This is a genomic window from Pseudomonas sp. NPDC087615 (genome assembly GCF_044743445.1).
GTDB classification, from domain to species: domain Bacteria; phylum Pseudomonadota; class Gammaproteobacteria; order Pseudomonadales; family Pseudomonadaceae; genus Aquipseudomonas; species Aquipseudomonas baetica_A.
This window is the reverse complement of the sequence record NZ_JBIUWM010000019.1, coordinates 44,850-69,700: the sequence shown is the minus strand read 5'-3', so window position 1 is coordinate 69,700 and position 24,851 is coordinate 44,850. Positions and strand designations below refer to the sequence as shown.

The 24,851-nt window shown below is 57.7% G+C and carries 26 protein-coding genes; 16 read left to right on the top strand and 10 right to left on the bottom strand.

Going from position 1 to position 24,851, the window contains the following annotated elements:
- The first annotated feature begins 10 nt into the window (after window positions 1-10).
- From ACIOU6_RS11915 to rluB, 6 genes are all read left to right on the top strand, one after another.
- Window positions 11-874: a PHP domain-containing protein gene (locus ACIOU6_RS11915; RefSeq protein ID WP_401136411.1), complete on the top strand. Its 864-nt coding sequence runs from the start codon at window positions 11-13 to the stop codon at window positions 872-874.
- A 13-nt stretch (window positions 875-887) separates the two neighbouring features.
- Window positions 888-1,517 carry an L-threonylcarbamoyladenylate synthase gene (locus tag ACIOU6_RS11910; RefSeq protein ID WP_221732024.1) on the top strand — a complete coding sequence of 210 codons (630 nt, stop codon included), beginning with the start codon at window positions 888-890 and terminating at the stop codon, window positions 1,515-1,517.
- 123 nt (window positions 1,518-1,640) lie between these two features.
- Window positions 1,641-2,339, top strand: coding sequence for a segregation and condensation protein A (locus tag ACIOU6_RS11905; RefSeq protein WP_401136446.1), 699 nt, complete (start codon window positions 1,641-1,643; stop codon window positions 2,337-2,339).
- A gap of 11 nt (window positions 2,340-2,350) precedes the next feature.
- Entirely contained in the window at window positions 2,351-3,334 is a 984-nt protein-coding gene (gene scpB, locus ACIOU6_RS11900; protein ID WP_401136407.1) for an SMC-Scp complex subunit ScpB, read from the top strand.
- Between the two features lie 148 nt (window positions 3,335-3,482).
- The gene (locus ACIOU6_RS11895; RefSeq protein WP_401136405.1) at window positions 3,483-3,674 is read left to right on the top strand and encodes a DUF1289 domain-containing protein; all 192 of its coding nucleotides are present in this window, start codon (window positions 3,483-3,485) and stop codon (window positions 3,672-3,674) included.
- Between the two features lie 143 nt (window positions 3,675-3,817).
- Window positions 3,818-5,038, top strand: coding sequence for a 23S rRNA pseudouridine(2605) synthase RluB (rluB, locus tag ACIOU6_RS11890; RefSeq protein WP_401136403.1), 1,221 nt, complete (start codon window positions 3,818-3,820; stop codon window positions 5,036-5,038).
- 211 nt (window positions 5,039-5,249) lie between these two features.
- Here the strand turns inward: rluB and ACIOU6_RS11885 are convergent, their stop codons facing one another.
- Window positions 5,250-6,215 carry a leucyl aminopeptidase gene (locus ACIOU6_RS11885; RefSeq protein WP_401136401.1) on the bottom strand — a complete coding sequence of 322 codons (966 nt, stop codon included), beginning with the start codon at window positions 6,213-6,215 and terminating at the stop codon, window positions 5,250-5,252.
- A gap of 71 nt (window positions 6,216-6,286) precedes the next feature.
- Window positions 6,287-6,424 (bottom strand): hypothetical protein, encoded by a 138-nt coding sequence (locus ACIOU6_RS11880; protein ID WP_401136399.1) that lies wholly within the window; start codon window positions 6,422-6,424, stop codon window positions 6,287-6,289.
- An 892-nt stretch (window positions 6,425-7,316) separates the two neighbouring features.
- On the opposite strand from ACIOU6_RS11880, the gene ACIOU6_RS11875 reads away from it, so the two are divergent.
- Window positions 7,317-8,738: an amino acid permease gene (locus tag ACIOU6_RS11875; protein ID WP_401136396.1), complete on the top strand. Its 1,422-nt coding sequence runs from the start codon at window positions 7,317-7,319 to the stop codon at window positions 8,736-8,738.
- Between the two features lie 54 nt (window positions 8,739-8,792).
- On the opposite strand, the gene glyA is transcribed toward ACIOU6_RS11875, so the two are convergent.
- Window positions 8,793-10,142 carry a serine hydroxymethyltransferase gene (gene glyA, locus ACIOU6_RS11870; RefSeq protein WP_401136394.1) on the bottom strand — a complete coding sequence of 450 codons (1,350 nt, stop codon included), beginning with the start codon at window positions 10,140-10,142 and terminating at the stop codon, window positions 8,793-8,795.
- 532 nt (window positions 10,143-10,674) lie between these two features.
- On the opposite strand from glyA, the gene ACIOU6_RS11865 reads away from it, so the two are divergent.
- Window positions 10,675-11,289 carry a helix-turn-helix transcriptional regulator gene (locus tag ACIOU6_RS11865; RefSeq protein ID WP_221732018.1) on the top strand — a complete coding sequence of 205 codons (615 nt, stop codon included), beginning with the start codon at window positions 10,675-10,677 and terminating at the stop codon, window positions 11,287-11,289.
- Window positions 11,258-12,136 (top strand): queuosine precursor transporter, encoded by an 879-nt coding sequence (locus ACIOU6_RS11860; RefSeq protein ID WP_401136391.1) that lies wholly within the window; start codon window positions 11,258-11,260, stop codon window positions 12,134-12,136. Before ACIOU6_RS11865 ends, ACIOU6_RS11860 begins: the two co-directional genes overlap by 32 nt.
- Before the next feature lie 64 nt (window positions 12,137-12,200).
- On the opposite strand, the gene queC is transcribed toward ACIOU6_RS11860, so the two are convergent.
- Window positions 12,201-12,899, bottom strand: coding sequence for a 7-cyano-7-deazaguanine synthase QueC (gene queC / locus ACIOU6_RS11855; protein WP_221732016.1), 699 nt, complete (start codon window positions 12,897-12,899; stop codon window positions 12,201-12,203).
- Between the two features lie 183 nt (window positions 12,900-13,082).
- On the opposite strand from queC, the gene arfB reads away from it, so the two are divergent.
- A complete protein-coding gene (arfB, locus tag ACIOU6_RS11850; RefSeq protein WP_221732015.1) occupies window positions 13,083-13,496 on the top strand; it encodes an alternative ribosome rescue aminoacyl-tRNA hydrolase ArfB in 414 nt (137 codons plus the stop codon).
- Here the strand turns inward: arfB and ACIOU6_RS11845 are convergent.
- From ACIOU6_RS11845 to phhA, 6 genes are all read right to left on the bottom strand, one after another.
- Entirely contained in the window at window positions 13,493-14,692 is a 1,200-nt protein-coding gene (locus ACIOU6_RS11845) for an MFS transporter (RefSeq protein WP_401136386.1), read from the bottom strand. The two genes, arfB and ACIOU6_RS11845, sit on opposite strands and share 4 nt — an antisense overlap.
- Window positions 14,693-14,795: 103 nt before the next feature.
- Window positions 14,796-14,978 (bottom strand): hypothetical protein, encoded by a 183-nt coding sequence (locus tag ACIOU6_RS11840; protein ID WP_042558181.1) that lies wholly within the window; start codon window positions 14,976-14,978, stop codon window positions 14,796-14,798.
- Between the two features lie 70 nt (window positions 14,979-15,048).
- A complete protein-coding gene (locus tag ACIOU6_RS11835) occupies window positions 15,049-15,180 on the bottom strand; it encodes a hypothetical protein (RefSeq protein WP_260455831.1) in 132 nt (43 codons plus the stop codon).
- A 271-nt stretch (window positions 15,181-15,451) separates the two neighbouring features.
- Complete coding sequence (locus ACIOU6_RS11830; protein ID WP_401136383.1) at window positions 15,452-16,645, bottom strand: amino acid aminotransferase; 1,194 nt, start codon at window positions 16,643-16,645, stop codon at window positions 15,452-15,454.
- Entirely contained in the window at window positions 16,645-17,001 is a 357-nt protein-coding gene (locus ACIOU6_RS11825) for a 4a-hydroxytetrahydrobiopterin dehydratase (protein WP_003222798.1), read from the bottom strand. The genes ACIOU6_RS11830 and ACIOU6_RS11825 overlap by 1 nt, the downstream gene beginning before the upstream one ends.
- 107 nt (window positions 17,002-17,108) lie before the next feature.
- A complete protein-coding gene (gene phhA / locus ACIOU6_RS11820) occupies window positions 17,109-17,900 on the bottom strand; it encodes a phenylalanine 4-monooxygenase (RefSeq protein WP_221732011.1) in 792 nt (263 codons plus the stop codon).
- A 325-nt stretch (window positions 17,901-18,225) separates the two neighbouring features.
- Between phhA and ACIOU6_RS11815 the strand changes: the two genes are divergently transcribed.
- The 6 genes from ACIOU6_RS11815 to flgJ all read left to right on the top strand — a co-directional run bounded on the left by ACIOU6_RS11815 (window position 18,226) and on the right by flgJ (window position 24,838).
- Window positions 18,226-19,785 carry a sigma-54-dependent transcriptional regulator gene (locus tag ACIOU6_RS11815; protein ID WP_221732010.1) on the top strand — a complete coding sequence of 520 codons (1,560 nt, stop codon included), beginning with the start codon at window positions 18,226-18,228 and terminating at the stop codon, window positions 19,783-19,785.
- Window positions 19,786-20,095: 310 nt separating this feature from the next.
- A complete protein-coding gene (locus ACIOU6_RS11810) occupies window positions 20,096-20,836 on the top strand; it encodes a flagellar basal body rod protein FlgF (protein ID WP_221732009.1) in 741 nt (246 codons plus the stop codon).
- Window positions 20,837-20,881: 45 nt separating this feature from the next.
- A complete protein-coding gene (flgG, locus tag ACIOU6_RS11805; RefSeq protein ID WP_187677348.1) occupies window positions 20,882-21,667 on the top strand; it encodes a flagellar basal-body rod protein FlgG in 786 nt (261 codons plus the stop codon).
- Window positions 21,668-21,719: 52 nt separating this feature from the next.
- On the top strand, window positions 21,720-22,415 hold the full coding sequence (gene flgH / locus ACIOU6_RS11800; protein ID WP_221732008.1) for a flagellar basal body L-ring protein FlgH: 696 nt from the start codon (window positions 21,720-21,722) through the stop codon (window positions 22,413-22,415).
- A gap of 27 nt (window positions 22,416-22,442) precedes the next feature.
- Window positions 22,443-23,531 carry a flagellar basal body P-ring protein FlgI gene (locus ACIOU6_RS11795; RefSeq protein WP_221732045.1) on the top strand — a complete coding sequence of 363 codons (1,089 nt, stop codon included), beginning with the start codon at window positions 22,443-22,445 and terminating at the stop codon, window positions 23,529-23,531.
- A gap of 11 nt (window positions 23,532-23,542) precedes the next feature.
- Window positions 23,543-24,838 carry a flagellar assembly peptidoglycan hydrolase FlgJ gene (gene flgJ, locus ACIOU6_RS11790; protein ID WP_401136377.1) on the top strand — a complete coding sequence of 432 codons (1,296 nt, stop codon included), beginning with the start codon at window positions 23,543-23,545 and terminating at the stop codon, window positions 24,836-24,838.
- The last annotated feature ends 13 nt before the right edge of the window (window positions 24,839-24,851 follow it).

Genomic DNA, 24,851 nt, shown 5'->3' with positions numbered 1-24,851 from the left:
ACAACTCCCCGTGAATGTTGATTTGCACTGCCATAGCACGGCCTCCGATGGCGCATTGGCGCCAGCGGTTCTGGTTGCGCGTGCATTCGAAAACGGCGTGCGAGTCCTGGCGTTGACCGATCACGACACCCTCGAAGGCCTCGCCGAAGCACGCGCGGCCGCCAACGAGTTGGGGATGCAACTGGTCAACGGCGTCGAACTCTCCTGCACTTGGGGCGGCGCGACCATCCATGTGTTGGGCTACGGTTTCGACGTCAACGCCGCTCCACTGGTCGAGGCCATCACCAGATTGCACGATGGCCGCTGGCTGCGGTCGGAAGAAATAAGCCGCAAGCTTGCTCTCAAGGGGATGCCTGGCGCCCTCGATGGCGCCCGACAGATCCAACAGGAACTCGGCGACAGCGGCAACGCACCGGCCCGTCCGCATTTTGCTGACTGGATGGTGCGTGAAGGTTTCGTAAAGGATCGCGCCGAGGCATTTCGCAAGTGGCTCGGCGCCGGCAAGCTGGGTGACGTCAAGCAACACTGGCCAACGCTGGAAGACACCGTCGGCACCCTGCGTGCTGCCGGAGCCTGGGTCAGCCTGGCGCATCCATGGCACTACGATTTCACCCGTAGCAAGCGCCGAAAGCTGATTGCCGACTATATTCAAGCGGGCGGGCATGCGATTGAGGTGGTCAATGGCCATCAGCCTGCGGAACAGGTAGGCAGCCTGGCTATCCTTGCCCGTGAGTTCGGTCTGCTGGTCAGCGCTGGCAGTGACTTCCATGGCCCTGGTGGCTGGTCCGAGATCGGCCAGTACCGGCCGGTTCCCGAGGACCTTCCACCCCTGTGGTGTCGGTTCAAACATGACACAGTTATTGCCGCCGTCTGAACAGGTAGAGAATGTGAGTCAATTTTTCCAGATACATCCGGAAAACCCGCAAGCGCGCCTGATCAAACAGGCGGTCGAGATCATCCGCAAAGGCGGGGTGGTGATTTATCCCACGGACTCTTCCTACGCGATCGGTTGCCGAATTGGCGACAAAACCGCCATTGAGCGCGTTCGACGCCTGCGCCAGCTTGACGAAAAGCACAACTTCGCACTGATCTGCAGCGATCTGTCGCAACTGGGCAACTATGCCAAGATCGACACTGGCATTTTCCGTATTCTCAAGGCGCACTTGCCGGGCCCCTACACCTTCATTCTCAACGCCACCCGGGAGGTGCCCCGGCTGCTGCTGCATCCGAAGAAACGCACCATCGGCCTGCGCGTACCGAGCCAACCGATTGCGCTGGCGCTGCTGGCCGAACTGGGCGAGCCGTTGATGAGCGTGACCCTGATCATGCCTGGCGATGAAGATCCGCTCAGCGATCCGTACGAAATGCGTCAGTTACTGGAACATCAAGTGGACCTGATCATCGACGGCGGTTTCGGCGGCATCAAGGCCTCCACCGTGATCGACCTGACCGGCGACGATCCGGAAGTGATCCGCGTCGGTTGCGGCGATCCCGCGCCGTTCATGGTCGAGGCCTGAATGTCTGCAGTGCAAACCGTTGTCGATCCCCAGGCCGGCGCCCAGCAGGAACTGCCGTTTGCCATGGTCTATGGCCAAGCGGTCATGGAAATGCCGCTGGACCTTTACATCCCGCCAGATGCGCTGGAAGTGTTCCTTGAAGCCTTTGAAGGCCCCCTCGACCTGCTGCTGTATCTGATCCGCAAACAGAACATCAACATCCTCGACATCCCGGTGGCGGAAATCACCCGTCAGTACATGGGCTATGTCGAGTTGATGCAGTCGGTGCGCCTGGAACTGGCCGCCGAGTATCTGGTGATGGCCGCGATGCTCGCCGAGATCAAGTCGCGCATGCTCCTGCCACGGGCCGAGACCGTCGAAGACGAAGAAGACGACCCGCGTGCCGAACTGATCCGCCGCTTGCAGGAGTACGAGCGCTTCAAGGCTGCCGCCGAAGGCATCGACAGCTTGAGCCGGGTTGGTCGCGATGTCGTGGTGCCCAAGCTCGACGCCCCGCAGGCTCGGGCGCGCAAGCTGTTGCCCGATGTGGCACTCGAAGAAATCCTCATGTGCATGGCCGAAGTCTTGCGCCGTGGCGACATGTTTGAAAGCCATCAGGTCAGCCGCGAGGCCCTGTCGACCCGCGAGCGCATGAGCGATGTGCTGGAACGGCTCAAGGGCGGCGGCTTCGTGCCGTTCGTCGAGCTGTTTACCGCCGAAGAAGGTCGCCTCGGTGTGGTGGTGACCTTTATGGCGATCCTTGAACTGGTCAAGGAATCCTTGGTCGAGCTGGTGCAGAATGAGCCGTTCGCCGCGATCCACGTGCGAGCCCGAGCCGAATAACGAGTCCAAACATGAACCTGACTGAACCCCGCGAGCTGGCGCCCCTGCTTGAAGCCTTTCTGTTGGCCTCGGGAAAGCCGCAATCGCTTGAACGTCTCTACGAACTGTTCGAAGAGGGCGAACGTCCTGAACCGCCGGTCTTCAAGAAAGCCCTGGCGTTGCTCGCCAAGTCCTGTGATGGCCGAGCGTTCGAGCTCAAAGAGGTCTCCTCAGGCTATCGCTTGCAGATTCGCGAGAAGTTTTCGCCATGGGTTGGCCGTCTGTGGGAGGAGCGCCCGCAGCGCTATTCCCGTGCCTTGCTGGAGACCATCGCGCTGATCGCCTATCGCCAGCCCATCACCCGGGGCGAGATCGAGGATGTGCGCGGTGTGGCGGTCAACAGCAACATCGTCAAAACCCTGATCGAACGCGAGTGGATCCGCATCGTCGGTTACCGCGACGTGCCGGGGAAACCGGCGATGTTTGCGACAACCAAGGCGTTTCTCGATCACTTCAACCTGAAGAACCTCGAAGACTTGCCGCCGCTGGCCGAACTGCGCGAGATGGAGGCCGACCCGGTGCTCGATTTCGACGATGCACCGGTGCCCCAAAGTTTGCAGGAGCTGGCCGACGCCAGTGCCGAGCCCGAAGAGGAGAAGGAGGAAACCAGTTTCCACACCTTGCTGCTGGAGCTGGACGGTATGGAGGAGGGGATCAAGACCGATTTTGATGATTTGTTGCGTGATGGCGCCGATTTCGAAGCGCCGCCGGTTGAGCCTGAGACGCAAATCACCGAGCCGGTTATCGAGGTTGAACTTGAATCCGAGCTTGAAGCCGAACCTGAAGAGGACGTGCTCGGCGTCGCCGAGGCCCGGGAAAAACTCCTCGCCGCTGTTGCCGCACTCGAGCAATCAGTGCCAGAACTCAAGCCCGAGCCCGAGTTGAGCGAAGAAGAAGCCGAAGCCCGCGCGCTGGCTGAAGCGATCGAAGCCGAACGCCGTGAGTTTGAGGACTGAACATGTCTCATGAGCAGCATCACTCCCCCTGTGGGAGCGAGCCTGCTCGCGAAAGCATTCTGACATTCAACATTGATGCTGGCTGACCCTCCGCCTTCGCGAGCAGGCTCGCTCCCACAAGGGATATTTGTGTGTTTCCGGAGTAGGTATGAGTTCAACCAAAGACCCCTGTATCAGCCTCTGCAAATTCACCGACGACATTTGCCTCGGCTGCGGCCGCAGCAAGCGCGAAATCAAGGCCTGGAAGAAACTCGACAAGGATGACAAGCGCACAGTGCTGGCCGAAGCCGCGCTGCGCCTGATCAAGCTCGGCGCCGCCGGTCGGCGGAAAAAGAAATAACTGTGCATCGATCAGCTAGTCTCTGATGCGCGATGGCCCACATCCGCGTATGATTCGCGACCCTTCGTCGATCCCTTCGGCCAAGTACCCAGATTTCAATGCTTCAGGCGCCGCCTGAACAGACCACACCGGGAGGTGCCCAGATGAGTGACATCAATCAGAAAGACGACCAGGAAATCGGCCCAGCAGGCGAAAAACTGCAGAAAGTCCTCGCCCGTATCGGCGTCGGCTCGCGCCGTGACGTGGAAGCCTGGATCAGCCAAGGCCGGATCAAGGTCAATGGCAAAGACGCCACCCTCGGCCTGCGCGTCGACTTGCACGACGCCATCACCATTGATGGCAAGGTGATCAAGCGTGAAGAGGCTGCCGAATCGGTACGCCGCGTGATCATGTACAACAAACCCGATGGCGAAATCTGCACCCGTGACGACCCGGAAGGCCGTCCGACCGTGTTCGACAAGCTGCCGCGTCCGAAAGAAGGCCGCTGGATCAACATCGGTCGCCTCGACATCAACACCACCGGTCTGCTGATGTTCACCACCGACGGTGAGCTGGCCAACCGCCTGATGCACCCGTCCTACGAGATGGACCGTGAGTACGCCGTGCGTGTACGCGGTGAAGTCGATGACGAAATGATCGAGCGCCTGAAGGCCGGCGTGGTGCTGGAAGACGGCCCGGCCAAGTTCACCGACATCAAGCAGGCACCGGGCGGCGAAGGTTTCAACCACTGGTATCACTGCGTGGTCATGGAAGGCCGTAACCGTGAGGTCCGTCGTCTGTGGGAATCGCAAGGTCTGGTGGTCAGCCGTCTGAAGCGTGTGCGTTTCGGCCCGGTGTTCCTCAACTCCGACCTGCCGATGGGCCGCTGGCGCGAAATGAGCCAGTACGAAGTCGATATTCTGAGTGCTGAAGTGGGTCTGACGCCGGTGGCAATGCCGCAGCTCAATGCCAAGAGCAAAGACAAGCTGGAACGCATGCAGCGCAAATCGTCGCGGCCGATGGCCAAGACCGAGCGCGTGCGTACCCTGCGTCCAGCCGCTGGCGCGCCGACCGGCCCACGTCCATCCCGCGAGCCACAGATCGAAGGCGAGCGTCCGGGTCGCAAACCAGTCGCCCGTGACGGCGAGCGCGCTCCGCGTCCGGCTAGCGGTCGCACCGAGCGTGGTGAGCGTGGCGCACCGGCCGGTCGCGGTACACCGGTAGCGGATCGTCCGGCGGACACCACCAATAAGCGTCCGGCCAAGCCTGCGCCGAAGCGCCCGGGGATCAAACTGGTCGACGGTGACACGCCGTCGGGCAAGCGTCGCGGCGCACCGGCTGGCTCTGGCCAGCGTCCGGGCTTCGGGCGCAAGAAGCCTGAGTGATCGGGTTTAGCGCCTGAATGAAAAACGCCAACCGCAGGGTTGGCGTTTTTTTTCGTCTGGCGAAAGTGTTGTGGTGCCTGGCCCGGCCTCTTCGCGAGCAAGCCCGCTCCCACAGGTTTCAGCGGTGCACACAATGTCTGTGAACGACACAAAACCCTGTGGGAGCGGGCTTGCCCGCGAAGAGGCCGCTAGCAGCGCCATCAATTTCAGGCTAAAACACAAACCGTCCATCAAACACTGGCTTGTCATCCAGCGCCAACACGCCACCGGAGAAGATCAGGTCGAGGTGATGACTGCCCTTGGCTCCACCCCCAAGCCCAAGGTGCAATCCACAATGCCGCTCTTCAAACCCGGCATTGCGCGCATACAGTATTTTCACGCCTTCGTTGGTGCCAATCCCCAGCTCCTCGATGCGCCGGTTCGACGGGTTCGCGTCCAGGTACTTGTTGAAATCATGCTCCAGCCCCGGCACATCGGTGGCGATGCGGCGGATGGTCGAGTTCTCGATCCACAGCTCCAGCGGTGACTCCAGCACGCCATATTTGCGCGCGAACGGGATGGTGCTGAGGAAGGTGCCCTTGAACTTCACATGGCCGTTGATTTCTTCGCTGTGGGTGGCGATTTCACCGGGGGCCAGGTCGAAGTTGCCGACGCCGTTGATGTCGGTCCACTTCTTGATGCTGCTCATGGGCGTTTCGAACCATGAGCCTTCGTCGTCTTTGAAACTCAACGTCGTCGCCTGGGACATGCGCTGGATCAAGTGGCTGTTCAGGCCCGCGATGCGCTGCGGCGTGACACTGAACGTGTCGTAGAAATAATCGCCGTAATCCTTGAACAGCAGAGACTTCTTCCAGTTTTGCGCCATCACCGCTTGCAGGGCGCGAACAAACTCCGGGCCGTCGGGGCGCGGGTTGGGCAGCGTGGAAGAGTCATAGAAGAAAATGTACAGATCGCTGTCGGTGATCGCCGAACTCAGCGCTGCGCTACTGTCCAGATCCAGACGTCGGGCGCTGAACCTGAAGCGTGAATGTTCGCCGGCCTGTTCGGCGATGGCGCCGGTGAGGGCTTCGTAATCGGCAGTGTGGCCAAGCAGAACCCGCGCCGAGTCGAGGCCGGCGAGGGCAGGGTGGTGTTCGAGGTAGTAAAGGAAATGCGAGATCGCGCGTGGCTTATCCATGAGTCCTCCCTGACTGACCGTGAAAAAAGCGGCAAGCACGACCGGCCGGATCGTGCCTGCCCAAGGATGTGTTACAGAGGCCACATCGCGGTGCCGAACGGCACGACCGCGTCGGTTTGCATCATTTCCACGGCCGCTTCGTGGGTGGGTGCTTCAAACCATTCGTCCAGTTGCAGTTCGGTATCCAAGTCTTTTTCCAGTGCTTGCATGGTCGATCTCCTAAATGACTTTCATGGTTGTGACTGGCCGGTCGAGTTGGCCGGCGAGACGTGAAGAACCTAGTTCATGGTTTTTTGTAATGCAAAAAATTATTTACCTAATTTTTAAATGAACTTTTTATTCTGTTTTGGGGTGGGTTTTTTCTTATTTAAAAACAAAAAACTAAATAGTTTTTTCGATAGTGAGCTAGCTACCGTCAATTTGCAGGCGACCTACGGAATTTTCTGAAGTGGAAATTTCACGTTACGCATCGTAAGGAAATATTTACGAAAAGGACGGCCAAACCCATTGAAAGACCGCACGCGTCGATGGTGTAAGGAAAAGCTGCCGAAAGCCGCCCGGCCAAGAGTTGTGTAAGGCTCTGGCCCGCTTGTTTCAGGGGCGTTTGAAGGGTGAGATGCGCTCCATGCCTGTCGTGCAGGCGAATAACAAGAAGGAGGCGCAATGAACGCCGAGACTGATCTCCACCTCTCACCGTGGGACGGTTTTCCACTCGTCCCCGTCGATGGCCTGCAACGGCCTGACTCATTTTTTGCAGCCGCCCTTGCGACTCGAGGCGGACACGTGCAATCCCGGCAACCGACACGCTGATCCAGCGGAGTCTGGCAGCAGGGGGTTAGCGGTGTACAATGCGCCGCGTTTTAACTGTGACCCTCTGCGTAATCGCGAAAATCTCAAGGCTATCCGCCTTGCTCACTCCGCCGCGTCACAAGCGTGTCGGGTTCGATTTCGTCACAGATAAAAACAAACAGGTGACGCATGACCGTTGTAAAAAAGCTGAACTCCTGGTGCCTGCGCTGGGGTTTGATCGGGGCTGCTTGAAATCGCAACCTTGCAGCAACGTCTACTGAACATCATCAAACCTTGCGTGAGACCTTTTTCATGAGTGGACAACCCTCACAATCAGGCGAGCTGAAACGCGGCCTGAAAAATCGCCACATTCAACTGATCGCCCTCGGTGGCGCGATCGGTACCGGATTGTTCCTTGGCTCGGCCGGGGTGCTGAAATCCGCCGGCCCGTCGATGATCCTCGGCTACGCCATCTGCGGCTTTATCGCCTTCATGATCATGCGCCAGCTTGGCGAGATGATTGTCGAAGAGCCGGTGGCCGGTTCCTTCAGCCATTTCGCGCATAAATACTGGGGCGGTTTCGCCGGTTTCCTGTCGGGCTGGAACTGCTGGATTCTGTACATTCTAGTGGGCATGTCGGAGCTGACGGCGGTCGGCAAGTACATCCACTACTGGGCGCCCGACATCCCGACGTGGGTTTCTGCTGCTGCTTTCTTTGTGCTGATCAACGCCATCAACCTGGCCAACGTCAAAGTATTCGGTGAAGCCGAATTCTGGTTCGCGATCATCAAAGTCGTGGCGATCGTCGGCATGATTGCGCTGGGCAGCTACCTGCTGGTCAGCGGTAATGGCGGCCCGCAAGCCTCGGTCAGCAACCTGTGGTCCCACGGTGGTTTCTTTCCGAACGGTGTCAGTGGTCTGGTGATGGCCATGGCCATCATCATGTTCTCGTTTGGCGGTCTGGAAATGCTCGGTTTCACCGCAGCCGAGGCCGACAAACCGAAAACCGTGATCCCGAAAGCAATCAACCAGGTGATCTACCGGATCCTGATTTTCTACATCGGCGCTCTGGTGATCCTGCTGTCGCTGACCCCGTGGGACAGCCTGCTGGAAACCCTCAACGCAAACGGCGATTCCTACAGTGGTAGCCCGTTCGTACAAGTGTTCTCGATGCTCGGCAGCAACACCGCCGCCCACATCCTCAACTTTGTCGTGCTGACCGCTGCGCTGTCGGTTTACAACAGTGGTACCTACTGCAACAGCCGCATGCTCCTGGGCATGGCCGAGCAGGGCGATGCGCCGAAAGCTCTGGCGAAGATCGACAAGCGCGGCGTGCCAGTGCGTTCGATCCTAGCCTCGGCGGCGGTGACGCTGGTGGCGGTGTTGCTCAACTACCTGATCCCGCAGCATGCGCTGGAACTGCTGATGTCGCTCGTTGTGGCGACGCTGGTGATCAACTGGGCAATGATCAGCTTCTCGCACTTCAAGTTCCGTCAGCATATGAACAAGACCAAGCAAACGCCGCTGTTCAAGGCGCTCTGGTATCCGTACGGCAACTACATCTGCCTGGCGTTCGTCGCGTTCATCCTCGGCGTCATGCTGCTGATCCCGGGTATCCAGATATCGGTGTATGCGATTCCGGTGTGGGTCGTGTTCATGTGGGTCTGCTATGTGATCAAGAACAAGCGCGGTGCGCAGCAGGCGCTGCACGCGGCGGGTTCTGTCGCAAAGTAAGCGAAACGTAAAAACAACAAACCCGGCCAAGCGCCGGGTTTTTTGTGTTCGCTGCTATACGTAATCGGCGATGGGATACGCCGTACACAATGCCTCGGCCCGTAAACGGAATTGCTCCCTCAGCGCGGGTTCCAGCGTGTATTCGCGCTCGCCGAGTGGCGTCACCTTGCCCAGAATCTGGCAGATCAAACCGACGATTTCACGGCATCCCTGGCGGTCGATGTGACGTTGCGCCAGAGAGCCGGTGCCGATTCGCAAACCACTGGTAATGAGTGCCGGTCGAGTCTCGCCGGGTACGCGGTGTTTGTTCACGATGATCCCGCAGTGCTCTAGCGCTTTCTGCGCAATGGCGCCGGTGACGCCGTTACGCAAGCGAATCAGTACCGTGTGGTTTTCACTGGCGCCGCCCACGACTTCGTAATCATGGGTTTGAAACGCACTGGCAATTTCATCTGCCGATCTGCGAATCCGCGCCATGTAAGCGTCGAACTCTGCAGACATCGCATAGCCCAGCGCGCAAGCCTTGGCTGCGATCATGTTGACGGCTGGCGCACCTTGCATTTGTGGGAAAACGGCTTGATCGAGGGCGTGACGGAAGGTCACCCGCAGGCCGGGAACCTTGGTGTTGGCATCTCGGCCCGAGAGTATCAGGCCGCCGCGTGGCCCCATGAGTTGTTTGTGCGTGCAGGTCGTGGTGATGTGGGCTGCGTTGATCGGACTCGGGTGGCGCCCCGTGGCAACCAGTCCGGCGATATGCGAAATGTCAGCGAGCAGGATCGCCCCGGCTTCATCGGCAATCTCGCGCAAACGCTCAAAATCCACAGCCCGCGAGTAGGCCGTTGCGCCGCACATGATGATGCGCGGGCGGTGAGCAAGCGCCAGGCTGCGTACTTTGTCGTAATCGATGACACCGTCTGCTGTCGTACCGTACTGGATCGCCTTGTAGTAAGCGCCCGAGAACGCTTTGGCGCTGCCATGGGTGAGATCACCGCCGTGTTCGACGGCCATTCCCAGCAGGGTATCGCCCGGTTCAAGCAAGGCAGTGAGCACTTGGTAAGTGGCGGTCGATGCCGAGTGTGATTGCACGTTGGCGTATTCGGCGCCGAACAGTTCCTGTGCTCTGCGGGTGGCGAGTGATTCGATCAGGTCGGCGTTTTCGCATCCTGCGTCATGGCGCCTGCCGGGCATACCCTCTGCCGTGACGTTGACCAGCGTTGAAGCAGATGCCGCCAGGGTGCGAGGCGTGACGGCGCAGGAGGAGGAGGCCAGCGACAGCGTTCGGTGTTGACGCGCGACTTCGGCGTCGAGGATTTCAGCGAGTTCGGCATCTTCCGCTCGAAGATCCGCCAAACCTCTTCGCAGTAAGTCGGATTGGTTCAAAAGCGGTTCAGTATTGACTGCCATTACTTGTATTCCTTCCTTGGTTTTGCCTGTGTGCATACGTCCATGCGTTGCCGAACCCGATACAGGTAGATTCCGTGTTCTGGCGCCAGTACGCGCAAAACCAATCCCTGTATAGACAACCCGCTTTCCTTCATCGCCACTCACTGGTGGAGGAGGGGGGGCTCGACGCATCATAGGTATTTCACTGAGGAACGCCAGAGGAATTAATCAAAAAAGTGAACATTGTTCAAATAAAATGATTCTTTTTACGCGAGCATTGGGTGTAAAACAGCAGGTCGGGAGCCGTGGCTTTACGAGTATCGCGGGTGAGGGGGAGAGCTAACGAATCAGTACAGATTGCGAATTGATCGTGCAACGGTGCACCATGCGTTGTTCGTCAAATGACTTTTGTACCAAAACCAAGGATGGAGAATGCTATGATCTCTCGCGGTTCTTATACCCGTTCAACTGTATTAATAGTTTGCCTGTGTAGCCACTGAATAATTATTCTTGGTGTGTTGTTAGTTGCCTGTATAAAAAAGGTCAGCATTTTATGCATAGAAGAGAAAGATCGGAGAATCTGAAAAACAATATCAAGTATTTGATAAAGAGTCGTGGTGAGACACAACTGTCGCTGTGCAATTCCAGTGGTTTGACCAGAACGACTATCTATAACATTCTCGAAGGCAAGGTGGTCAATGTACAGCAGTCCACTGTCCGTAAGATTTCTGATTTTTTCGGTGTTTCTTATGGTGAAATAGAAACGATTGATTTTGAAGAAAAAGAGATAATAGAAAGCAGTGTCTCTCCGCAAGGAAACATGAATCCGGCAGCGGTGCCGGTCATAAAAGAAAGTCTGGTGCTCGAGAGTCTGGATAAAAGAATTGGCGAATTGGCCACCCTTTATCCGTTGACTTATTATTTTGGCACATCCTTCAATTTGATCGGTGTACTTCTGGAAAACGAGATCAGTGGTATGAATGAACCTGGCGATTTGTTGATCGTGCAGAAGGGGGCGTCGAGCAGCGACAGGGAAAAGCTGGTGTATGATAAAAACACGAAAAAGTTATATATAACCAATGAGGTTGATTTTGATTTGGTTTGTGTTGTTGGGGACATAATCGAGGAACGATTTAATGGATTGCAGTATTGGAAGGGAAAACAGTAAGTATAAGTTGTTGGGGTTTGAAAATGGGAAAAGTCTGGCTGTTATTATGGTTATTGCTACAGGCAAAGTAATTAAAATAAAGTTAAGTGAAGTGTTGAGTAGTGAGATTATGGACAATCTAAATAAAATAGAAATGAAAAGCCTCTACAAAAAGTTCTATTCCCAGGGCGGTGCGCTCACTGCCTACGAGATAAATGATCGGCATGAGAGTTCATGGATGATCTATATCATTATGAACCTGATGCTGTTCACCCTTTATATCTTCACCAGTATTGCTGCAACAAAGCCGATTTATCTGGAATATTTTGATATTGTCGTAACGCCGGGCACCTTTCTTTATCCGCTAACGTTTCTGATCGTTGACTTGCTGAATGAGACGTTCGGCCTCAGGCTTGCGCGAAAGGCAATTCTCTTTGCTTTCATCAGCAATGCGGCCATTATCATTTTGCTGGCGATTACGACCCATCTTCCAGGGCTACCGGGTTGGAAGCTTGATGGCGCTTACAATGATGTGATCAGTCAGTTATCGGCAGTCCTGGTAGCGTCGTCTGTATCGTTTCTGGTTTCCGAGAATATAAATTCCTATCTGCTGTGCAAAATAAAAGAGCTCACAAATTCCAGATTTCTGTTCTTGCGAGTGTTTTTAAGTACGCTGTTTGCGGTGATCATCGACAGTTTTCTTTTCTGCTTCATTGCCTTTTACGGCGCGATGGAGAATAGCGCGATACTGGGCATGATCTATGTTCAGATCGCGATAAAGGTCGGATTCGCTTTCTTTAATGTCTTGCCTGCATACGGCGCAAGGGCATTGTTCAAGAAATATTTAACGGGGGCTCAGGCGCAGTAAGATAGTGGTAGCGCTCACGGGGATGTCGTCACCGCCGTCCTTGGTGAGCGCTTGTTGCTGTGGTTTACTTTAAATTCAGTTTTGCTTTCAGGCTGTGCGCCACCTGCGCTTTGTTATTCAGGAATTCATTCAACCCTTTCGCGCGAAGATTACAGGCATCGCAATCAGAGCATCCACTGCCTTTGATGCCGTTGTAACAAGTCAGTGTTTCTTCGCGAACCAGATCCAATTGATTGTGGTAATCAGCCAAGGCCCAGGTTTCTGCCTTGTTCAGCCACATCAGTGGCGTTTCCAGTTGCAGTTTATAATCCATGCCTAGTTCAAGGGCTTTATTCAGGGCCTTGACGAATTCATCCCGACAGTCAGGGTAACCAGAGAAGTCTGTCTCACAAACACCCGTAATGACCGTCTTGGCTTGTACCTGATAGGCGTAGATAGACGCCAGGGTCAAAAACAGGATGTTTCGTCCTGGCACGAAAGTGCTTGGCAGACTTTCTCCAGAACTATTTACCGTCGGTACCGGAATGTTGTCGCGTGTCAGGCTGCTGATGGCCAATTCATTGAGCAAGGATACATCCAGCGTTTTATGCACAGTCACGCCGAGCTTTTTCGAAAGGTGCTGAGCAACTTCAATTTCCGCGTGATGACGCTGACCATAGTCAAACGTGATGCAGTGGATTTCATCGTAGTGAGTCAGGGCGTGGATCAAACAGGTGGTTGAATCCTGTCCGCCGCTGAAGACGATAACTGCTTTGTTGGTCATGCTTATGCTTCCTGCATTGATTTGGTAAGTGAAAAGGTTGGAATGGTAACTCGAAATGACTCTCGATATAAGCGCAAGCCCGATGTTGGCCATCAAAGTGCATAAGAAGTTGCGTGTGCAGGCATGAGATCGTTTTCTGGCTAATCAGGGTATCCTGCGCACTCTGAATACGGACGCTTTTCCATGCTGGTGATTTCCAACAACGTGCATCTGCCGGATGCCGAGATCGAATTGACGGCCATCCGTGCCCAGGGCGCCGGCGGGCAGAATGTCAACAAAGTCTCCAGCGCTATGCACCTGCGCTTCGACATTCCGGCCTCGTCCTTGCCTGATTTCTACAAGGAGCGATTGCTCGCGTTGCGCGACAGTCGCATCACCAGCGACGGCGTGTTGATCATCAAGGCCCAGCAATACCGCACGCAGGAAGCCAACCGCGCCGATGCGCTGGAGCGTCTGGTCGAGTTGATCCTGAGCGCCACCAAAGTCGAAAAAAAACGCCGTCCGACCAAGCCGACCCTCGGTTCAAAGAAGCGTCGGCTTGAGTCGAAAACCAAACGCGGCAGCATCAAGGCCGGGCGTGGCAAGGTGGATTTCTAGTCTTCGCGATACTTGGCGGTGTGACGGTACAGATAGACGCTCAACGCCAATCCACTCAGAGAGGCGAGGGCGGCAAACAGGAAAATCGAGGCAAAACCGAAACCTGCCGCAATCGCACCGGCCAATGGCCCGGTGATCCCCAGCGACAAATCGATGAACAGCGAGTAAGCGCCGACTGCCGCGCCGCGACTGGACGCGGGCACCAGATTCACCGCTTCCACACCCAGCGCCGGGAATACCAGCGAGAAACCAAAACCGCTCAACGCTGCGCCGGCCAATGCCCAATGGGCATCCGGTGCCAGCCACAACAGCAATAGGCCAAGGGTTTCCACCGACAGGCAGGCAATCGCCACGCGAAAGCCTCCAAGACGATTGATCAGGTTGCCGAACAGCAGCCGCGCACCGATGAAACTGGCGCCGAACAGACTCAGGCAGAGCACCGCGTTGTCCCAGTGCTGAGTAGCGTAATAGAGGGTGATGAAGGTGGCGATGGTACCGAAGCCGATTGAGCCCAGCGCCAGGCCGCAGCCGTGAGGGAGGACGCGGCCCAGCACATGCATGAACGGTAGACGTTCACCGACGACAATCGGCGCGGCGGTTTTCGGCCAGGCGAGCAATAGGCCCAAAGCAGCCAGCAGGATGATGCTGACCCCCATGCTCCATAAGCCCAGACGGCTGACCAGCCACACGCCGAACGGTGCGCCAATTGCCAGCGCGCCATAGCTGGCGATGCCGTTCCATGAGATCACTTTGGCGGTGTTCGCCGCGCCAACCCGACCAATGCCCCAGCCGATCGAGCCAGAGCCGACGAGGCTTTCCGCGCTGCCCAGCACCAGTCGTCCTATCAACAGACTGATCAAACTGAGCATCGGCAGATTCGCAGTCCACGCCGAAATCAGCATGAACACACCGCTCAAACCGCACCCGGCCAGGCCATACATGACCGCGAGTTTGCTGCCTTTGTTGTCGATGATTTTGCCGGCATACGGGCGGCTGAGCAGGGTGGCGAGGTATTGCACGCTGATCACCAGACCGGCGATTACCGCGCCGAAACCGAGGTCGCTGTGGACGTAGCCCGGCAGTACAGCGAGCGGAATGCCGATGTTCAGATAGCCGATAAAGGTGAAGAGGACGATGGAAACGACTTGCAGCGTGACCGCCAGGGGGCGCTGGGGCTCTGACATAGAGAACGACATGGGTAAAGGTCCACGGGAGCAGCAGATTAGATAGGCTGCTTATGATACCGGCGCGAACGTTTCAGAGGCGGGGAAAAGTAAAACTATTTGCCGGTCGACGGTTTCAGGGTTTGGCGGGGGCGACCAGTTGCGTGGTGACCAGTGCGGCGAGTGCGTTCTCCTCGCTGCCGAAACGGGCGAGCAGGGCGGCTTGCTTCTCGGGGGAGAGCCGACTCCAGATCTCGATCATTTTCTCGGTGGCACCGATCAGAACGGCGGCTTGGCTTTCGGAGAATTCGTCGGTCATGGCGGGCTCGGGGTTTCAGGCAGTGTGGAAAGCGCATGTTAGCGCTTTCCACACGGTCTGTACGGCGGGTTTACTCTTCGCTGTCGGCCGGGCGGCTCTCAACGGCTTCTTTCGGTTCGGGCTGCCCCGCGCCGGCTTGTTGCGTGGTCGTCTGCTCAGGTACGTGCAGGCTTGGGAAGGGGAGATTAGGAATCTCGTGCATGGTTGCGCTCCTCGCTAAGTCTGTTGATAGATCTGGTAGATCCGCGCTTTTTGAAAGCCTGCGCAGGATACAGCAGGAAAAATGACAATCAGACTTTTAATTCGAATTATTGCGACAAATGGCCGCAGGGGGAGCAAAAACAAAAGATCACCGCAACGTAAATGTGGGAGCCGGCTTGCTCGCGAAGGCGGTGTATCAGGCAACTTAATTGTCGACTGACACTGCGCCTTCGCGAGCAAGCCCGCTCCCACAGGGTTTTGTGTGGCTGGATCTATTTGCTGACGTCAGCGATGGCTTGTGCCAGCAATGCGAGGCGTGTGGCGTCGATACCGGCAACGTTCGCCCGGCCCGAGCTGACCATGTAAACGCTGTGATGCTCGCGCAACTGTTTCACTTGCTCCGGCGACAGGCCGGTGTAAGAGAACATCCCGCGCTGCACGCCTATGTGCGCAAAACGCTCACGCAGACCATGGGGCTCGAGCGCCTCGACCAAGCCGCTGCGTAATTGCGCGATACGCAAACGCATGGCCTCTACTTCGTCGGCCCAGCGGCTTTTCAGCTCAGGATCGGCAAGGATGGTCGCTACAACGGCTGCGCCGTGATCCGGTGGGGTCGACCACAGGTTGCGGGCGATGTTGGCCAGTTGGCTGCGAATGTCGAGGAGCTTGTCGGCGGTGTTCGCGCAGACGATCAGCGCACCGGTGCGGTCGCGATACAGGCCGAAGTTCTTCGAGCAGGAACTGGTGATCAGCAACTCCGGCAGTTGCGCAGCGAACAAGCGGGTCGACCACGCATCCTGCTCCAGACCATCGCCAAAGCCCTGGTAGGCAAAGTCGATCAGCGGCAGCAAATCGCGACGGCGCACTACGTCCAGCACGCGCTGCCAGTCGTCGTGGCTCAGGTCGAAACCGGTCGGGTTGTGGCAGCACGCATGCAACAGCACCACATCGCCCGTCGGCGCTTCGTTGAGCACCGCGAGCATGGCTTCGACGTCGAGACAGTTATCGCTGCCCACATACGGGTAGTGACTGATCTTGACGCCGGCCGCCGCGAAAATGGTTTCGTGGATCGGCCAGGTCGGGTTGCTCAGCCATACGCCTTTGCCCGGCAAACACTGCGCGATGAAGTCGGCGGCCAGACGCAGGGCACCGGTGCCGCCCGGCGTCTGGGTAGCGCCAGCACGTTGTTCGGCGATCAACTTCGAGTCTGCACCCAGCACCAGCTCGTTGATGACTTTGCCAAACAACGGATTACCGTGACCACCGATGTAGGTTTTGGTGTCCTGGCTTTCGACCAGCCGTGCCTCGGCGATCTTCACTGCCTCGGGGATTGGCGTGAGGCCTTGGGCATCCTTGTAGACGCCAACACCCAGGTCGAATTTGCGCGGGTTGCTGTCCTGCGCATACGCCTCCATCAAACCGAGGATCGGGTCGCCGGGTACCCGGCCAATGGCGTCGAAGTGCATTACTTGCGTCCTTCTGCGGTCTTGGCCACTTCGTCGGTGCGTGCGGCCATGATGAAGTCGTTGCGGTGCAGGCCTTTGATCGAATGACTCCACCAGGTCACGGTGACTTTGCCCCACTCGGTCAACAGGCCCGGGTGGTGACCTTCGGCCTCGGAGATTTCGCCGACGGCGTTGGTGAAGGCCAATGCATGTTTGAAGTTCTTGAACAGGAAGACTTTCTCCAGCTGCATGATGCTGTCGCGTACTTCGATGTTCCAGTCAGGGATCTGCTTGATCAGGATCGGCAGTTCTTCGTCGCTGACTTGTGGCGCATCGGCGCGGCAGGCTTCGCAGTGGGCTTGGTTCAAAGTGGACATGGTTGGATTCCTGAATCGAATGTTTTTTTTATAACGGACGTCAATACCGCCACGCTAAACCAAAGTGGCGCTAACGGACAGACTCACTTGTAAGCAAAAGCCACGGTTCACGCCGCTTTTGGTTTCGGCGGAAATTTTGGTGCATGCAGACCCATCTGCATGCCTTGTCTGACCATGGCCATGATGTCTTCATGGGCCACGTCGAACAGGCGCTTGAGGTTCGGCAGGACAAAATACAGGGGTTGCAGAATGTCGATGCGGTACGGCGTGCGCATGGCTTCCAGCGGGTCGAACACCTGATGCTCCGGTTCGTCCGACAGCGAGTAAACGGTTTCTTTCGGTGAGGACAGGATGCCGCCGCCGTAGATGCGCTTGCCTTGCGGGGTGTCGACCAGGCCGAACTCGATGGTCATCCAGTACAGGCGCGCCAGATACACACGCTCTTCCTTGGTCGCTTGCAGGCCGAGTTTGCCGTAGGTGTGAGTGAATTCTGCGAACCACGGGTTGGTCAGCAGCGGGCAGTGACCAAAAATCTCGTGGAAAATGTCCGGCTCTTGCAGGTAGTCGAGCTCTTCGCGGGTACGAATAAACGTGGCCACCGGAAATTGCTTGCTGGCGAGCAGTTCAAAGAACGTTTGGAAGGGAATCAGTGCCGGTACGCGAGCGACCTGCCAGCCAGTGGTTTCACCGAGCACCTTGTTGATTTCGCCCAGTTGCGGAATGCGGTCGTGGGGCAGGCCGAGTTTTTCGATACCGTCCAGATATTCCTGGCACGCACGCCCTTCGATCACTTTCAGTTGGCGAGTGATCAGCGTGTTCCACACCGCGTGTTCTTCGGCGGGGTAGTCGATAAAACCTTGCGCATCGGGCTCGCGGGCCACGTATTGCGTCTGCTTCATGCTGCTCTCCTGCTAGGGGAATTCGTTCTTGTTATGTCCAGCGATGGACTCAGAATGACTCGAGAGCGTGTTGATTTGCAGCGGGTTGAATGGCGTCCTTGTAGGAAAGATCTTCGATTTTCGTAAAGTATTCGTTACAGATTGTAGTCTGCTTCGCGTTTGCGGTGATTTTCGGGTTTGAAAAGGCTGTTGGGTGTCACATAATCTTGACGACTATCTGCGCGCCTCGACAGAAAAGTGAGACCAAGGTGCGCCGAAAAACCCTGTGGGAGCCGCTTGCTTGCACAGGGATTGTGTTCAACCCAATCCTTGTCAGGCATTTTCTATGCGCATCAAAGTTCACTGCCAGAACCGCATTGGTATCCTGCGCGACATCCTCAACCTGCTGGTGGCTTACGGAATTAACGTCGCGCGCGGCGAGGTCGGTGGTGAGCACGGCAACGCGATCTATCTGCATTGTCCCAACCTGATCAACATCCAGTTCCAGGCGCTGCGGCCGAAGTTCGAGGCGATTGCCGGGGTGTTTGGGGTCAAACGAGTAGGGCTGATGCCCAGCGAACGTCGGCACATGGAGTTGAATGCCTTGCTCGGCGCCTTGGAATTCCCGGTGCTGTCGATCGACATGGGCGGCTCGATTGTCGCGGCCAACCGGGCGGCGGCGCAGTTACTGGGCGTGCGGGTTGATGAGGTGCCGGGGATTCCGCTCTCGCGCTACGCCGAGGATTTCGACTTGCCGGAACTGGTGCGTGCCAACAAATCGCGAATCAACGGCATGCGGGTCAAGGTTAAGGGTGACGTATTTCTGGCCGACATCGCACCGCTGCAATCGGAGCACGACGACAGCGAAGCCATGGCCGGTGCGGTACTGACATTGCACCGCGCCGACCGAGTCGGCGAGCGCATCTATAACGTGCGCAAACAAGAGTTGCGCGGGTTCGACAGTATCTTCCAAAGCTCGAAAGTCATGGCTGCGGTGGTGCGCGAAGCGCGACGCATGGCGCCATTGGACGCACCTTTATTGATAGAGGGTGAAACCGGCACGGGCAAGGAGTTGCTGGCGCGCGCCTGCCACCTCGCCAGTCCGCGTGGGCAGTCGCCGTTGATGGCGCTCAATTGCGCTGGGCTGCCGGAGTCGATGGCTGAGACCGAGCTGTTTGGCTACGGGCCGGGTGCTTTCGAAGGTGCGCGCGCCGAAGGCAAGCTCGGGCTGCTGGAGCTGACGGCGGGCGGCACCTTGTTTCTCGACGGCGTCGGTGAGATGAGTCCGCGTTTGCAGGTGAAGTTGCTGCGTTTTCTGCAGGATGGCTGTTTCCGTCGGGTCGGCAGCGACGAAGAGGTTTATCTGGATGTGCGGGTGATCTGTGCCACGCAGGTCGACTTGTCGGAGTTGTGCGCTCGCGGTGAGTTTCGCCAGGATTTGTATCACCGCTTGAACGTGCTTTCGCTGCACATTCCACCGTTGCGTGAATGCCTCGATGGCTTGACGCCGCTGGTGGAGCACTTCCTCGATCAAGCCAGTCGTCAGATCGGGTGTTCGCTGCCCAAACTGGCGCCGGCAGCGATGGACCGGCTCAGCCATTACCATTGGCCGGGTAATGTGCGGCAGTTGGAAAACGTGTTGTTCCAGGCTGTTTCGCTGTGTGATGGCGGCACGGTCAAGGCTGAGCATATTCGTCTGCCGGATTACGGCGTGCGTCAGCCGCTTGGCGATTTTTCGCTGGAGGGTGGTTTGGACGAGATTGTCGGGCGTTTTGAGAAAGCAGTGCTGGAACGGTTGTATTCCGAGCATCCGAGCAGTCGGCAATTAGGCAAGCGGTTGGGGGTTTCGCATACGACCATTGCCAATAAGTTGCGTGAGTATGAAGTCGGTAAAACTGATTCATAGCCCAAACATGTGTTGGTAATGATGGCCTCTTCGCGAGCAAGCTCGCTCCCACATTTGAAATGCGATCCCTGTGGGCGCGAGCTTGCTCGCGAAGGCGTCGGTACCGACAACCTCAGCGCCAGGCTTTGCCACCTACCGGCATAACACCGCCGGTTTTTCGACTTCGATACATTTCACCCATTCGCTCAAAATCCCTCAAGTCCTTTGTTTGCCGGGCCTGAAGCCGCCAGAAAAAAGTTGGTCTGCAAATTGCTTATGGCTCAGCAGTACAGCGGTGGGCGGCAAACGTCCGGCATGCAGAGGAAAGAGTGTGGACAAGTACCTTTATGTGGCAATGACCGGCGCCAGCCAGAACGCACTGGCGCAAAAGGCGCATGCCAACAACCTGGCGAACATCTCCACCAACGGTTTTCAGCGCGACCTGGAGCAGGCGCGTTCGATGCCGGTGTTCGGTGACAGCTTTCCGGCGCGTGCGTATGCCATGAGCGAGCGTCCCGCCACTGATTTCACCCCAGGCTCGCTGGTGCAGACCGGCCGTGACCTCGACGTCGCCGTGGCCGGCAATGGCTGGATCGCCGTGCAGAACCCGAACGGTGGCGAAAGCTACGTGCGTACCGGCAGCCTGAATGTCGACGCCCTCGGCGTACTGCGCGCCGGCAACGGCATGCCGGTGATGGGCAATGGCGGTCCGATCGCCGTGCCGCCCGAGCAGAAGATCGAAGTCGGTGAAGACGGCACCATCAGTATTCGTGCGATGGGCGAAGGCCCGCGCGTCATGGCAGAGGTGGACCGGATCAAACTGGTCAACCCGGACATCAAGAACATGAACAAGGGCCTCGATGGCTCGATTTACACCAAGGACGGCAAGCCTGCACCGGCCGATGCCAATGTCAAACTGGTGTCGGGTTTCCTGGAATCGAGCAACGTCAATGCCGTGGAAGAGATGACATCGGTGCTGGCCCTGGCCAAGCAGTTCGAGTTGCACGTCAAGATGATGAACACCGCCAAAGACGATGACCAGGCCATGGCTCGGGTCTTGCAGATCAGCTAATTATCAGAACGTCGCGCCGTAAAACAGGCGCACGAGGAGAATCGAATGCTTCCGGCTCTATGGGTTGCCAAAACAGGTCTGTCCGCCCAGGACACCAACCTGACGACCATTTCCAACAACCTGGCGAACGTCTCGACTACGGGTTTCAAACGTGATCGCGCCGAGTTCCAGGACTTGCTGTATCAGATCAAGCGTCAGCCAGGCGCCCAGTCGACTCAGGACAGCGAGCTGCCGTCGGGTCTGCAAGTGGGTACCGGTGTGCGCATCGTCGGTACGCAGAAAAATTTCACCGCCGGTAGCCTGCAAACCACCGAGCAACCGCTGGATCTGGCCGTTGATGGTCGCGGTTTCTTCCAGATTCTGCAGCCGGACGGCACCACGTCCTACACCCGTGACGGTACTTTCCACCTCGATTCCAATGGCCAGGTTGTCAATGCCAGCGGTTTCGCCCTGGAACCCGCCATCGTCATCCCGAACGATGCGCAGACCTTCACTGTCGGTCGTGACGGCACCGTCTCGATCACCGTTGCCGGTAACCCGGCATCCCAGGTGATCGGCAACCTGCAAACCGCCGACTTCATCAACCCGGCCGGTCTGCAAGCGGTGGGTAACAACCTGTTCCTGGAAACCGCTGCTTCGGGTGCACCGCAAGTCGGTACGCCGGGCCTGAACGGTTTCGGCACCACGCTGCAGAACACCCTGGAAACCTCCAACGTCAGCACCGTTGAAGAGATGGTCAACATGATCACCACTCAGCGCGCTTACGAGATGAACTCCAAGGTGATCTCCACCGCCGACCAGATGCTCTCGTTCGTAACGCAGAATCTGTAATCAAGTCTATGAGGCGGCCATGAGGTCGCCTGCAACACCGTGAGGTAGGGTCATGAATCGCTTCGTATCTGTTCTGGCATTGAGTGGAGTCGTCTCGCTCGCGGGCTGCGTCGCTCCGACGCCTAAGCCCAATGACCCTTACTACGCTCCGGTGTTGCCGCGCACGCCGTTGCCGGCGGCAGCCAACAACGGCTCGATCTATCAGGCCGGCTTCGAGCAGAACCTGTACAGCGACCGCAAGGCGTTCCGGGTCGGTGACATCATCACCATCACCCTGAACGAGAAAACCCAGGCGAGCAAAAACGCCAACTCGCAAGTGGCCAAGAACAGCAAGACCGGTATCGGCCTGACTTCGTTGTTTGGCGGCAGCGGTACCCTCAACAACCCGTTGGGCAGTACTGATCTGAGCCTGGACGTCGGCTACAGCGGCGACCGCGCCACCAAGGGCGACAGCAAGTCCGGCCAGAGCAACAGCCTGACCGGTTCGATTACCGTGACCGTGGCTGACGTGCTACCCAATGGCATCATCGCTGTGCGCGGCGAGAAGTGGATGACCCTCAATACCGGCGATGAGCTGGTGCGGATCGCCGGTCTGGTACGTGCCGATGACATCGCCACTGACAACACCGTGTCGTCGACCCGTGTCGCCGATGCGCGCATCACCTACTCGGGCACCGGCTCGTTTGCCGATGCGAGTCAGCCAGGCTGGTTCGACCGTTTCTTCCTCAGCCCGCTGTTCCCTTTCTAGGTGGCTACGTTGAATTTCAGAAGCCTTATGGTGGCCGCGTTTTTGTTGTCGGCGGCCTTCAATGCACAAGCCGAACGGTTGAAGGACATCGCCAGCATTTCCGGCGTGCGTTCCAACCAGTTGATCGGCTATGGCCTGGTGGTCGGGCTGAATGGCACCGGTGACCAAACGACGCAAACGCCGTTCACCCTGCAGACCTTCAACAACATGCTCTCGCAGTTCGGCATCAAGGTGCCGGCAGGGTCGGGCAACGTACAGTTGAAAAACGTCGCGGCGGTGTCGGTGAGTGCCGATCTGCCTGCGTTTGCCAAACCGGGTCAGCAAGTCGACATCACCGTTTCGTCCATCGGTAACTCCAAGAGCCTGCGCGGCGGCACGTTGCTGCTGACGCCGCTCAAGGGTATCGACGGTAACGTCTACGCCATCGCTCAGGGCAACCTGGTGGTGGGCGGTTTTGATGCCGAAGGTCGCGACGGTTCGAAGATCACTGTCAACGTTCCGTCGGCCGGTCGTATTCCTGGCGGTGCGTCGGTGGAACGTTCGGTGCCGAGTGGTTTCAACCAGGGCAACAGCCTGACGCTGAACCTCAATCGTTCTGACTTCACCACTGCCAAGCGCATCGTCGACAAGATCAACGACATGCTCGGCCCTGGTGTGGCGCAGGCCGTTGATGGTGGATCGGTTCGCGTCACCGCGCCGCTCGACCCGAGCCAGCGTGTCGACTATCTGTCGATTCTGGAAAACCTTGAAGTCGACCCCGGTCAGGCGGTGGCCAAAGTCATCATCAACTCGCGTACCGGCACCATCGTCATCGGTCAGAACGTGAAAGTCTCGCCAGCCGCCGTGACACACGGCAGCCTGACCGTGACCATCACCGAAGACCCGATCGTCAGCCAGCCGGGCCCGTTGTCCAACGGCCAGACCGCCGTTGTGCCGCGCTCGCGGGTCAATGCCCAGCAAGAAGCCAAGCCAATGTTCAAGTTCGGCCCGGGCACCACCCTCGACGAGATCGTCCGGGCGGTGAACCAGGTCGGCGCGGCGCCGGGTGACTTGATGGCGATCCTCGAAGCGCTCAAGCAGGCCGGTGCGTTGCAAGCCGACCTGATCGTGATCTGAGGACGACGACCATGGACATGCGCAAGAGCGGGCTGGTCAGTAGCAGCGATTCGGGTTCTTACTCTGACCTCAATCGCCTGAACCAGCTCAAGGTCGGTGACAAGGACAGCGATGCGAACATGCGCAAAGTGGCGCAGGAATTCGAATCGCTGTTCCTCGGCGAGATGCTCAAGTCGATGCGTTCGGCCACCGAGGCGCTGGGGCAGGACAATCCGCTCAACACGCCGGCGGCCAAGCAGTATCAGGAAATGTACGACCAGCAACTGGCCGTGTCGCTGTCCCGCGAGGGCGGTGGTATCGGTCTGGCCGACGTGCTGATGCGGCAGATGTCGAAGAACAAGCCCCTGGCGTCCGGCGAGGCAGCGGCCGCGTCCGCCGCCAAGCAGGAAGAAGCCAAAGCCAAGGCTGCTGCCGTGGCAACGCCGATTGCTGCTGGCACGGTCGCCACCCATGGCCCGTTGTCGCGACTCAATGGCGAACGTCCATTGTGGGCTTCGCGTTCAGTCAATGCGCCGAACACGCAACTGGACCATCGCAACGACATGGCATTGATCAATCAGCGGCGTTTGGCTTTGCCACCGAAACTGGCTGATCGCTTGCTCGCGGGTCTGGTGCCTTCGGCCACTGCGACGAGCGCCGCGACACAATTGCCACAGCGCGCCACGACGGCTGCCACTTCCGGCGCAGGCCCGCTCTACAACGGCGACTGGCTGGCGCGCGCCGAGGCCGATAAGGCTTCCGGCGGGCAGATGCAGGTTTACGGCCGTGCGGTGGCACAGATTCCGCTGGCCCCGGCGAAGAAAGCCTTCAGCTCCGCCGACGAATTCGTCAACACCATGCTGCCGATGGCCAAGGAAGCGGCTGACCGTATCGGTGTCGATCCACGTTATCTGGTGGCGCAAGCGGCACTGGAAACCGGTTGGGGCAAATCGGTCATGCGCGCACAGGATGGCAGTAGCAGCCACAACCTGTTCGGCATCAAGGCCAGCAGTAACTGGAAGGGTGATTCGGCCCGGGCAATCACCAGCGAGTTCCGTAATGGCGCGATGGTCAAGGAGACGGCCGAGTTCCGTTCCTATGCCTCGTACAAGGACAGCTTCCATGATCTGGTGACTTTGCTGCAGAGCAATAATCGCTATCAAGATGTGCTGAAGTCGGCCGATAACCCAGAACAGTTTGTACGCGAGTTGCAAAAGGCCGGTTACGCCACCGACCCGAACTACGCAAACAAGATTTCGCAGATTGCCAAGCAGATGAACGTTAACCAGAACTACGCTGCGGCGGGCGTTTCGACAACGCCTCTATAAAACATAAAGTAAG

Excerpts from the sequence above, each read along its gene's own strand:
- ACIOU6_RS11875 (WP_401136396.1), top strand. The coding sequence starts at position 7,317 with ATGAGTGGACAACCCTCACAATCAGGCGAGCTGAAACGCGGCCTGAAA.
- scpB (WP_401136407.1), top strand. The coding sequence starts at position 2,351 with ATGAACCTGACTGAACCCCGCGAGCTGGCGCCCCTGCTTGAAGCCTTT.
- glyA (WP_401136394.1), bottom strand. The coding sequence starts at position 10,142 with ATGGCAGTCAATACTGAACCGCTTTTGAACCAATCCGACTTACTGCGA.
- queC (WP_221732016.1), bottom strand. The coding sequence starts at position 12,899 with ATGACCAACAAAGCAGTTATCGTCTTCAGCGGCGGACAGGATTCAACC.
- flgG (WP_187677348.1), top strand. The coding sequence starts at position 20,882 with ATGCTTCCGGCTCTATGGGTTGCCAAAACAGGTCTGTCCGCCCAGGAC.
- phhA (WP_221732011.1), bottom strand. The coding sequence starts at position 17,900 with ATGAAGCAGACGCAATACGTGGCCCGCGAGCCCGATGCGCAAGGTTTT.
- ACIOU6_RS11840 (WP_042558181.1), bottom strand. The coding sequence starts at position 14,978 with ATGACCGACGAATTCTCCGAAAGCCAAGCCGCCGTTCTGATCGGTGCC.
- ACIOU6_RS11865 (WP_221732018.1), top strand. The coding sequence starts at position 10,675 with ATGCATAGAAGAGAAAGATCGGAGAATCTGAAAAACAATATCAAGTAT.
- rluB (WP_401136403.1), top strand. The coding sequence starts at position 3,818 with ATGAGTGACATCAATCAGAAAGACGACCAGGAAATCGGCCCAGCAGGC.
- flgH (WP_221732008.1), top strand. The coding sequence starts at position 21,720 with ATGAATCGCTTCGTATCTGTTCTGGCATTGAGTGGAGTCGTCTCGCTC.
- ACIOU6_RS11880 (WP_401136399.1), bottom strand. The coding sequence starts at position 6,424 with ATGCAAGCACTGGAAAAAGACTTGGATACCGAACTGCAACTGGACGAA.
- ACIOU6_RS11885 (WP_401136401.1), bottom strand. The coding sequence starts at position 6,215 with ATGGATAAGCCACGCGCGATCTCGCATTTCCTTTACTACCTCGAACAC.
- ACIOU6_RS11815 (WP_221732010.1), top strand. The coding sequence starts at position 18,226 with ATGCGCATCAAAGTTCACTGCCAGAACCGCATTGGTATCCTGCGCGAC.
- ACIOU6_RS11895 (WP_401136405.1), top strand. The coding sequence starts at position 3,483 with ATGAGTTCAACCAAAGACCCCTGTATCAGCCTCTGCAAATTCACCGAC.
- ACIOU6_RS11830 (WP_401136383.1), bottom strand. The coding sequence starts at position 16,645 with ATGCACTTCGACGCCATTGGCCGGGTACCCGGCGACCCGATCCTCGGT.
- ACIOU6_RS11860 (WP_401136391.1), top strand. The coding sequence starts at position 11,258 with ATGGATTGCAGTATTGGAAGGGAAAACAGTAAGTATAAGTTGTTGGGG.
- flgJ (WP_401136377.1), top strand. The coding sequence starts at position 23,543 with ATGGACATGCGCAAGAGCGGGCTGGTCAGTAGCAGCGATTCGGGTTCT.
- ACIOU6_RS11845 (WP_401136386.1), bottom strand. The coding sequence starts at position 14,692 with ATGTCGTTCTCTATGTCAGAGCCCCAGCGCCCCCTGGCGGTCACGCTG.
- ACIOU6_RS11835 (WP_260455831.1), bottom strand. The coding sequence starts at position 15,180 with ATGCACGAGATTCCTAATCTCCCCTTCCCAAGCCTGCACGTACCTGAG.
- arfB (WP_221732015.1), top strand. The coding sequence starts at position 13,083 with ATGCTGGTGATTTCCAACAACGTGCATCTGCCGGATGCCGAGATCGAA.
- ACIOU6_RS11825 (WP_003222798.1), bottom strand. The coding sequence starts at position 17,001 with ATGTCCACTTTGAACCAAGCCCACTGCGAAGCCTGCCGCGCCGATGCG.
- ACIOU6_RS11795 (WP_221732045.1), top strand. The coding sequence starts at position 22,443 with ATGGTGGCCGCGTTTTTGTTGTCGGCGGCCTTCAATGCACAAGCCGAA.